At 73.5% G+C, this 6916-nt stretch carries 3 protein-coding genes; all 3 read right to left on the bottom strand.

Annotated elements, in window-relative coordinates; all coding sequences use genetic code 11:
- Positions 1-351: 351 nt before the first annotated feature.
- The gene (locus ACLJT4_RS15520) at positions 352-1059 is read right to left on the bottom strand and encodes a LuxR C-terminal-related transcriptional regulator (protein WP_044373465.1); all 708 of its coding nucleotides are present in this window, start codon (positions 1057-1059) and stop codon (positions 352-354) included.
- A gap of 346 nt (positions 1060-1405) precedes the next feature.
- Positions 1406-4114, bottom strand: coding sequence for an AAA family ATPase (locus tag ACLJT4_RS15515; protein ID WP_411122907.1), 2709 nt, complete (start codon positions 4112-4114; stop codon positions 1406-1408).
- 3 nt (positions 4115-4117) lie between these two features.
- A complete protein-coding gene (locus ACLJT4_RS15510; protein ID WP_411122906.1) occupies positions 4118-6910 on the bottom strand; it encodes an AAA family ATPase in 2793 nt (930 codons plus the stop codon).
- Between the last annotated feature and the right edge of the window lie 6 nt (positions 6911-6916).

Here is a 6916-nt window from a genome sequence, read left to right as displayed (position 1 = left end):
GTTCGCCACGTTCCAACCCATCTCAAGACCGTCGGACAGCAGAGGATTTCGCTGTGGGCAGCTAGTACTGGGGACGGCTGTGCCACAACGACGGAGTTATCTGCGTGCCCTGCACGAGGCAGCTCGACTTCCCGCACGCCACGTGCCCAGTCTCTACGGGGGTGGTCAGGGAATTCCGTAGAGTCGGCGGAGCCCGGGGTCGACCGCGCGCGGACGGGCCGGGGCGCCGCGCATGCGCGGCGGCGCTCCCGGCACCAGGTGTGTTCGCGGTTCGCCTTCCGAACGGGCCGGGTGCCAAAGGCAGCCCTCGGCCCGCGCCCGCACGGCGAACCAACAGAATGCGGGGCGGTGTTACTTGATGAAGTCGTCCACGACGCGGGGCGGCCAGGTACCCACCGTGAGCACGCCCATCGCATAGGCGCGGGAGACCAGGGCCGCGCGGTTGGGGGCCTTCAGTTTCCGCAGCAGTCCGGTGACGTGGTACTCCACGCCGTGCTGGCTGAGATACAGCCGGGAGGCCAGCGGAATCGTGGACAGACCGGCCGCGATTCCCTCCAGAATTCGCGCGTCGATCTCGCTGAGCAGTTTCCGTTTCGGTGTCACCATCGCGTCGTCGGCCGAATCCCGACCGGACCGCATCACGACGAGCACCGCGGAGGGGTCGGGTCCGTATCCGCGCACGGCGGCGGCGGTGAGACTGCCGTTGAACACGTCACCGGTCGGCCGCAGCGCCACCACGGGCGTGGCGAACCGGTCCCGGCGGCCTTCCAGGAGCCGCTCGAACTGTCGCATCAGCGGCTGCCGCACGCTGGGGTGGACCAGGTCGCGGAAATTGCGTCCGAACACGTCGGGAGCCGTGGTCGAGGAATCGGAGGGGAGCGGGGCGATGACATCTGCTGGGGACGTGGCGGGGCTCGCGAATTGCCGGAAGAAGTCCTGATTGGCCTGACGGATCGTCAGAGCGGGATCCAGCACGGAAATGCATATGCTCGACCGCTCCTCCCCCCGGACCGCCGCGCCGACCGAACCGGCCGAACTGGGATCTTCCGATAACTGCAGAGATTCCACCAGAGCAGAGAACCTCAAGGGACCGACATCCTTTCCAACCCCCGCTGGCAAATCAGAATTTCGAGAGAGACGAGTGAGAAGGAGAATCCAGAGATTGAGGCGAGGCAGGGGATCGGATGGCCCGACATCCGCCGGGATGAAATTTCGAACTCCCCTGCACAATCGACACTAAGGACCCGTCCGGACAAGCGTCAACGCCCATCCGGCCCTCATCCCTAATCCTGTGGTCCGACGCTCCGCACGGTACGGTCCGCCCCCGAACTTTCGGCGGCCGAACACTCCGCACCCCTTACCGCCGGTACGCCCGTACCCTGCGGGACGTCCGCCAACGGCGCGCTCACCGTGCCGCGAACATCTCGGACGCGCTGCGGCCGCCCAACAGCTCACGGCGCCCCGCGACGCCCAACTTGCGGTAGCACGACGTCAGGCGCTTCTCCACGGCCCGGGTGCTCACGCCCAGTTCATCGGCGATTTCCTGGTTGGTCAGCCCCCGGCCCACCAACGCGACAACCTGGCGCTCACCGTCGGTGAGTGGTGCCTCCTGACTGGGGGCGGCGGTGCCCAGGGCCGCATGGGCCCGTTCGGTCAGCCAGGGTGCGCCACAGGCGGTGGTGAGGTCAACGGCCTCGCGCAGCATCGCCTTCGCTTCCTTGCCGCCACGCACCGCCCGCCCCAACTGGAGCAACGTACGGGCGAGTTCCAGCCGATTGGCCGACGTGCGCAGGACGGCGGCGGACTCGCGCAGCACCGGGACGCCCCCGCCGCCGGGCAGCAGGGCACACAGCCGCAGGGCCCGGCCGAGGGCGGCGGGGGCGGCCCACTGCCGCGCCCAGGCAAGCTCCTCCTCCGCCAGGGCCAGGGCCGGTCCGACCTCGCCCAGGCGCTGGTGGAGGACGATGGCGCGGGGCCGCCAGGGGAAGAGGGTGGAGTTGCGCCAGTCGGCCGCTTCCAGTTGGCGCCCACAGGCCAGGAGGGACTCCAGCGCGTCGGCGTCGCGGCCACCGCGGGCGTCAAGGGAGGCCGCGAGGAGTTGCCGCATGGCCGTCATGGCGAGGTTGGCCGGCCAGCGCTTCGCGGAGTCCGCCAAGAGGCCCTCCATCAACGAGGTGTTGCCGGTCTCCATGGCCACCGCGGCCCGGATGACCCCGGCCGGCTCGCGCCAGTCGGCGTCGGCCAGTCGGGCGGCCCGGCCGGCCTGTTCGCCGGCCTGGGTGAGGCGTCCGCAGGCGAGCTGGATCAGGGCGTTCTCGGCGTGCACGCCCGCGTTCGGCCGGTCGGCGTGCTGCTCGCCGGACAGCCGGGTGTTGATGCCGTCCACCGCGTCGGAGGCATACAGGGCCAACGCGACCAACGGGAGTGTGGTGCGGGGGTACGCCGAGGCCACCGGCTCGCGTTCCAGGATCCGGCCGGCCAGGGCGGCGATGTCGGGTGCCGGCAGGGCGCCGGACAGGACCGCCGCGTTGATCAGGACGGCCGCCAGTTCGCGGGCGCCGCTGGTCTCCAAGGGGGGCGCGGTGCCGAGCGCGCGCAGGCGGTCCACCGCCCCGGCCAGCTCCGCCGGGTTCTCCTGCCCGGCGTGCCACAGGCGCGCTTCCAGGCGCAGCGCGATCTCGCAGGCGGCCCCTTGGTGGGGCCCGGCGGGCTCGAAGTCCTCGGAGACGTTGCGCAGGAGGTCGACCGACGCGGGGGTGGCCTCGCCGAGGAGACTGGGCGGGATGAGCAGCGTGGCGGCCGCCCGGTCGGTGGCCGACGACAGCAGCCGGACGGCCTGGCTGACGTGGCGTTCGCAGGCGGCGGGGTCGGTGCCGCGTTCGGCCTTGGCCAGCTCGATCAGCAGGTGGGCGCGTTCGCCGTCGCCGGCGCTGCTCTCCAGCAGCGCGCGCCGCAGGTAGCGGGCGGCGGTGTCCGCCCCGCCCCGGCGCAGGGCGGCGTCCGCGGCCGCCCGCAGGACCCCCATGGCCCAGGGCCGGTGGGTGGCGGTGACGCCCACCAGGAGGTCCGCTATGTTCTCGGCCGGACGGCCGGCGTGGTGGAGGATCTCGGCCGCGGCGACCCGGGCCTCCTCGCACGCGGCGATGGTGAGACCGGATTCGACGGCGTCGCGCACGACGCGGTGGAGGAAGCGCGGCGTGTCCTGGCGGGCGAGCAGGCCGAGGCGGCGCAGGGCGCGCAGGGCCCGCTGGTAGCTGATGGTGTCCAGCCGCGCGTGGTGCTGGATGAGGTCGGGCTCGCCGTGATCGCCGAACGCCGCGATGGCCGCGGCCAGGTCGCGGACCGGGCCGGGCTGGGCGTGCAGGCACCCGGCCAGCCGGTCGCGGAGCTGGGTGGGGCGCACGGTGCGGACCCGGTCGACCTGCTCGGGGGTGGGACGGTGGCCCTCGACGGCCTGGTCGCGCAGGACGGACTGGAGGAAGAGGGGGTTGCCGCCGCAGGTGTCGTGGCACGCCTGGGCGTAACACGCCGCGGCGACTTCGCCCAGGTGGTGGTGGATCAGGGCCCGGGTGCCGTCGAGCGAGAGCGGGGCGAGCTGGAGGAGGTCGGCGGCGTCGGCGAGGTCACCGACGAGCGGGTGCTCGGCCCGGGGGTCGCCGTCCCGCAGGGTGCAGACCAGGGCCACCCGCATGCCGTGTGCGCGCCGCACCAGGTAGGCGAGCCAGCGCAGGGAGGGCAGGTCGACCCACTGGAGGTCGTCGACGAGGAGGAGCACCGGGACGGTGGCGCTGGCGTCGGCCAGGAGCGATCTCAGGCCGTGCAGCACGGCTTCGGAGTCGGGCGCCTCGTGGTCGCCGAGGGCGGGCAGTCCGTCGGACAGGAGGGGCCCGAGAAGTTGATGGACGATGCCGTAGGCGAAGTCCTGCTCCATGGGGGCGGCATTGGCGCGTAACACCCGTAAGTCGCCCGGCGGTGCGGCGCCGGCCTCCTGGAGGAGCGTGGACCGGCCGATGCCCAACGGGCCGGTCAGCAGGAGGACCGAGGACCGGCCCTCCCGCGCCTGACGCACCGCGGCGTCGATCCGGGCCAGTTCGGATTCCCGCTCGTACAACATCGGTCATGTCCCTTCCATCAGCCGGTACCGCGACCGGAGTTCCTCGCGCGAGGCGACGCGGAGCTTCTTGTAGGTGCTGCTCAGCCGTAGCTCGACGGTGCGCCGGCTCACCGAGAGCTGTTCGGCGATCTGGCGGTTGCCCAGGCCGCCGCAGGCCAGTTCGGCGGTCTGCCGCTCGGCGGGCGAAAGGACGGCCCACTCCCTGTCAAGAATGGACACCTCGGGGTCGGCGGTCGGTTCCAGTCGGTCGGCCAGCGACCGCACGCGTGCGGCGAGGCGGCTGGAGGTGCGGGTGACGCGGTGGTCGGACAGCTCGGTCAGCAGTCGGGCCGCGGCGACCCGGTCGCCCTTGGTGGCTTCCTCGGTGGTGAGGTCGGCCAACGCCCAGGCGTGGGCGAGGTGGTTGGGTCCGATCGGAACGGTGGTGGAGGCGGCGGTTCCGGGGCGGTCCAGGGCCCTGGCGCACAACTCGGCCAGGCTCACTGCGCTGGGGGCGCCCCAGCGGCGGGCCAGGGTGAGTTCCTCGTCGATCAGACGCCGGGCCTGCTTCAGGTCGCCGAGGCGCAGGCAGGCCAGGGCGGCCAGTGAACGCCACGGCAGCACCGCGGGGTTGGGCCACTGTCTGCGCACCAGCCACCGTCCGCTCTCCTTGAACAGCTCGACGGCCTCGGCCCAGCGTCCTTCGTCGGCCGCCACTCGCGCGCGGATGAACAGCAGCAAGGGCCAGTGGACGCTGGTTTCGGTGTCGGGCGGGGTGGGCGCGGCCGTCAGCGCGCGGGCCTCGTCGTGCCGACCGCTCTCCATGGCGATGACGCAGCGCACGGCCATGAGGTGGGGGGCCGCGTAGGGGTGCCAGGCGACGGCGGGCAGCGCCCGTTCGGCGGAGTCGATGGCGCGTTGGGCCGCGTCCACCCGACCGCCGCGCAGGTGCAGGTCGGCGCTGAGGACCAGGGCGCGGGCCAGGGGGGCACGGCTGTGGCCCCGGCGCAGTTCGGCGACGAGGGCGTCGAGATGGCCCTCGGCCTCGGCGGCGGCGTCGGTGAACCACAGTGCCCTGACGGCGACCAGACGGGGCATGACGGGCACGGAGCTGCCCGCTTCCAGCGCCCGGCGGGCCAGTTCGGCGGCCCGTTCGCGGTGCTGGCCGAGGGTGGCGAGCTGCCCGGCGCGGATGCCCGCCTGGGCGGGGGCCAGGGGGTGTTCGGGAAGGGCCGGGACGCCGGGTGCGGGGACGTCGCGGACCTCGGGCCGGCAGCGGACGGCGTACCAGTACAGCGCGATCAGGTCGTCGCGCTCGCGGCCCTGGGCGGTCTCCAGTGCCTCGGCGGCGACGCAGCGGCCCCACGAGTCGTCGCCGCGCGCCAGTCCCATGTCCAGGGCCCGGACGCGCAGGTGGGACCAGGTCTCGCCGTCCCCGGGGCTCTTCACGACGGCGGCGAGCCTGCGGTCGCTCGCCACCGGCGCGGCCACGGCCTCGGCGCTGGCCAGGTCGAGGCCGATCCGGGCGCGCTGCTCCGGGCGCTGAGGCTCTTCGAGGGCGCGGTTCAGCCAGGTCGCGGCCCGGGCGAACTCGCTGCGGCGCGCGGCGGCCCCGAAGCTGCCGTACAGCGTTTGGACCGCCCAGGGCTCACCGATGGGAGGTGCGTGGAGCAGGAGGCGGGCGACGTCCTCGTCGGCGGCGCCGGAGCGGTAGACGAGGCGGGCGGCGCGGGCGTACAGGCCGGCGCGTTCGGCGACCGGTGTGTCCTCCAGGACACGGGCCCTGGCGACCGGCAGGTGGATGCGTTCGAAGGGGCCGTCGGGGACGGTGAAGCCGGCCGTTTGCAGCGCCGAGCGCAGCCGGGACTCGTGTGCGGTGCGCACCCCGGCCAGGTGGCAGATCCGGGTGAAGTCCAGCAGGTCGCCGGCGACGGCCAGCGCCCGTAGGACGGCGATGGACTCGTCGGTCAGGCCCCGCAGGGCGCGCGCGCAGCGGTCGCCGATGATGCTGGTCATCACGGTGCGCAGCTGCGGCACGTCGGCCGCGGTCGGGCGCTGGCCGGCGTCGGCGAGGCCGTGCAGTGCCGCGTGCAGGATGGCGGGGCTGCCGTAGGACGCCTCGGCGGCCGCGGCGGCGAACGCCTCGTCGCAGGGGGCGCCGAAGATCGTGCCGGCCAGCGTGGCGACCGCGCGGGGGCTCAGTCCGGGGACGAGGAGGTGGCGGGTCAGTCGTCCGGCGGCGGAGGTGCCGGCCAGCCAGTCGGGGCCGTGCCGGTCCACTCCGGTGCGGCCGACGAGCAGGGCGAGGGGGACGCCCGCGGACATCCGCCGCACCAGTGCCTGGAGCCAGCGCCGGGAGTCGGGGTCCAGCCACTGGGCGTCCTCCACCGTCACCAGGGTGGGGCGGCGGCGCACGGTGTGCAGGAGTTCCCGGAGTCCCGGCAGGCCGTCGGGCTCGGGGGGCCCGCGCAGCACGCGGAGCGGACCTTCGGCCTCCGGTCCCAACTGGCTGAGGAGTTGGATGACCGCGCCGTTGCGCAGGTCGCGCTCGGTCAGGGAACCGGTGGCGCGCAGGACGCGCACCGACCGCTTCTCGGCCAGCCGGCCGGCCCAGCGCAACAGGGCGTTGTGGCCGAAGCCGGGGCGACCGGTCACCACGACGACGGCGGGTTGGCCTTCGCCGATTTCGGCCATCGCCTGCTTCAGCTGCGCCTGCTCCGCCTCCCGTTCGAGCAGGGCCGGGTCGATGCGCAATCGCGCCGTCCAGGTAGATCCGGCGTATGACTGTTCGCCGTGCAGTCCCGCCACAGGCTCCATCCCGGT

The sequence above is a fragment of the Streptomyces sp. x-19 genome, assembly GCF_046549115.1.
In the GTDB taxonomy this organism is placed as follows: Bacteria; Actinomycetota; Actinomycetes; order Streptomycetales; family Streptomycetaceae; genus Streptomyces; species Streptomyces albulus_C.
The sequence above is the reverse complement of the archived record's forward strand: the minus strand, read 5'-3'. Positions and strand labels throughout refer to the sequence as shown.

Excerpts from the sequence above, each read along its gene's own strand:
- ACLJT4_RS15515 (WP_411122907.1), bottom strand. The coding sequence starts at position 4,114 with ATGTTGTACGAGCGGGAATCCGAACTGGCCCGGATCGACGCCGCGGTG.
- ACLJT4_RS15510 (WP_411122906.1), bottom strand. The coding sequence starts at position 6,910 with ATGGAGCCTGTGGCGGGACTGCACGGCGAACAGTCATACGCCGGATCT.